The sequence below is a fragment of the Micromonospora sp. NPDC002411 genome, assembly GCF_053592955.1.
Window position 1 is genome coordinate 1 of record NZ_JBSFBM010000589.1, and the last position, 2,024, is coordinate 2,024.

Genomic DNA, 2,024 nt, shown 5'->3' on the forward strand with positions numbered 1-2,024 from the left:
GTATCCGGACGAAACCGCGCCTTGCCGGATCGCCGCCCGGACTCCGCCTCGGCTCGACCGCCCTTATGAAACAGGCCCTAGGCGAGCAGGTCGCTCATCAGCTCGCGGATCCGGGCGGCGGCTGCGGCGACCGGCCGCCCCCGCCACGCGACCAGCAACGACTCGCGCCGCTCCTCGTCAGCGAGGGCGGCGTCGAGTCGTTCGGCCTGCCCGGGCGGGAAGAACATCCCGACGTGGGTGCCGACACGCGTTGCGAGCGTGAACAGTTCCCGCGCGGTCTCGTCGTCACCGCGGTACGCCGCGAGTTCGGCGCCGCCCTGCGCCCACGCGCCGATGATGGGGAGGTCCTTCGAGGAGAGCGCGTCTTCCCGGGCGAGGGTCAACAGGGCGACCGCGTGCGCGTCGGGGTTCTCCCCCGGCATTGGCCGTGCCTGCGCCACCCGCAGGTCGAGGACCGCCACGGCGACGCGCAGCATGGCTTGCGGCTGTGGCTGCGGGCTCGTCCAGCCGCTCAGGATCCGGGTCACCCGAGCGCCGTACGCGTGGGCCTCGTCGTACTGCTGACGCTGCCAGGCCAGGTGAGCCAGCCCGAGGCAGGCGACGGCGGCGTCCACCGCCTCGCCGTCGCCCGGGGCGGCCGTCTCCGCCAGTCGTCGTTCGGCCTCCCCGTCACCGGTCAGGGCAAGCTGGACGTCCAGGCGCACCCGGATCGACCGGGCGTCCTGGGCGGCACCGATCATCTCCATGTGGTGGACGCTGCGCGCCAGCCACTCGGCCGACCCGGTGTCCCCGCTGGGGTTGAGGAACTGCCCGACGGCACCCGCCGCCATCGCCATGCCCCAGTGGTCACCGGCGATCGCGAAGCGGTGGTAGGCCTGCTCGGCATCGGTGACCGACGCCTCGGGCATGCCGCCGTTCTCCCGGGCCGCGGCGCGGGCGAACAGGCCGAGTGCCTGCACGTGCGGGTCGGGGTGCGCGACCAGTTCGTCAGCGGCCTTCATGCTGCGATCCACGTCGGAGGCGTCGAACTCGGGCAGCGCCGACGCGAGCGCTGTCAACCGGGACGAGACCTCGTCGGGTCGCTCGGCGAGGAGCGTGCGCAGTGCCCGCCGGGCGAGCACCGCGAGCCGGAGTTCACCGCTGATGCCGGAGTTCACCCCGGTCAGCAGGCACAGCCAGGCGAGCCGGTCAGCGTCGGGTAGTGGTCGCCCGGCACCACGACCCTGCAGGATCGCCGAGTGGCGTCGTCGGACCGGGTCGGCGACACCCATTATCCCGCGCGCCCACCCGAGGACCTCCAGGTGAAGGCCGCGCACTGTCCAGAGGTGGAACAGCGCCGTCGCGACATCGACAGTGGCCGCCTCGTCGTCCTGGGCGAGCGCCCAGCGCAGGGCGGCGAGCAGGTTGTCCTGCTCGGCGGCGCAGCGGTGCAGCGCCTCGACCTGGCCGGGTCCGACGAAGCGGCCGGCGAGGGCGACGGCCCGCTCCCGGGCCCACGTGACCAGCCCGGTCATGGCCGCCCCTCGGGCACCGACCGCGTCGAGCCGGGCTTCGCCGTACTCACGGACCGTTTCGAGCATCCGGTAGCGCGGCGGGCCGTCCCCCTCGACCAGGGTCAACAGGGACTGCTCGACGAGTGTCGCCAGGCCGCGACGGACGTCCGGGGTCTGCGCGACGGCGGCGGCGAGATCCGCGGTGAAGGGCGCGGGAATGACCGCGACCCGTTGCAGCAGGTCGCGGTCGTCCTCAGCGAGCAGTTCCCTGCTCCAGTCGACGAGCGCCCACAGGCTGGCGTGCCGCTCCGGCAGGCCGCGCAGAGCGTCGTCGAGCAGCGCGAACCGGTCGGTCAGCCCGGCGAGCACGTCGTCGATCGGCATGTGTCGCAGTCGCGCCGCGGCCAACTCGAGGGCCAGGGGCAGGTTGTCGAGCCGGTGGCAGAGACTCGACCATGACGAGGCCGGCGGAGTCGAACGGGTACGGCCCGAAGCGCTCCTCCAGCCAGGTGAGGAAGCCCGGGGACCGCT

The 2,024-nt window shown here is 73.4% G+C and carries 1 protein-coding gene; it reads right to left on the reverse strand.

What is annotated here, in order from left to right; translation table 11 throughout:
- Nucleotides 1–77: 77 nt before the first annotated feature.
- A partial coding sequence (locus tag ACWCO3_RS34215; RefSeq protein ID WP_450014124.1) for an ATP-binding protein occupies nt 78–2,024 on the reverse strand: 1,947 nt, incomplete at its 5' end.